Here is a 977-nt window from a genome sequence, read left to right as displayed (position 1 = left end):
CTGGACCGGAATCCCGGTCTACAAGCTCACCGAGGAGGAGACCTCCCGGCTGCTGCGGATGGAGGACGAGCTGCACAAGCGGGTCGTCGGCCAGTCCGACGCGGTGAAGGCCGTCTCCAAGGCCATCCGCCGGACCCGGGCCGGGTTGAAGGACCCGAAGCGTCCGTCCGGGTCGTTCATCTTCGCCGGCCCGTCAGGTGTCGGTAAGACCGAGCTGTCCAAGGCGCTCGCGGAGTTCCTGTTCGGGTCCGAGGACGCGTTGATCCAGTTGGACATGTCGGAGTTCCACGACCGGTACACGGTGTCCCGGCTGGTGGGTGCCCCGCCCGGATACGTGGGTTACGACGAGGGTGGGCAGCTGACCGAGAAGGTGCGGCGTCGGCCGTTCTCGGTGGTGCTGTTCGACGAGATCGAGAAGGCTCACCCGGATGTGTTCAACACGTTGCTGCAGATCCTGGAGGACGGTCGGCTCACCGATGGGCAGGGCCGGATCGTGGACTTCAAGAACACGGTCATCATCCTGACCACGAACCTGGGCACCCGGGACGTGGCGAAGGCGGTGTCGTTGGGGTTCCAGGCCTCGGAGGATTCCGACTCGAACTACGAGCGGATGAAGCAGAAGGTCAACGACGAGTTGAAGCAGCACTTCCGGCCGGAGTTCCTGAACCGGATCGATGACACGATCGTGTTCCACCAGCTCAACCAGGACGAGATCCTGTCGATCGTGGACATCATGATCCAGCGGATCGAGACCCAGTTGCGCAACAAGGACATGGGTCTGGAGTTGACCGACAACGCGAAGAAGTTCCTGGCGGTCAAGGGCTTCGATCCGGTGCTGGGGGCGCGGCCGTTGCGTCGGACGATCCAGCGGGACATCGAGGACAACCTGTCGGAGCGGATCCTGTTCAACGAGTTGACGCCGGGGCAGATCGTGGTCGTCGACTGCGAGGGCGACCCGGAGGATGTGGACAAGTCCA

1 protein-coding gene is annotated in these 977 nt (G+C 63.6%); it reads left to right on the top strand.

Going from position 1 to position 977, the window contains the following annotated elements; genetic code table 11:
* The coding region (locus ACFQUZ_RS32345; RefSeq protein ID WP_377449104.1) for an AAA family ATPase at positions 1–977 on the top strand (977 nt) is incomplete at both ends.

Source organism: Plantactinospora sp. GCM10030261 (genome assembly GCF_042666615.1).
Taxonomy (GTDB): domain Bacteria; phylum Actinomycetota; class Actinomycetes; order Mycobacteriales; family Micromonosporaceae; genus KBS50.
This window is presented reverse-complemented; position numbering and strand designations above follow the sequence as displayed.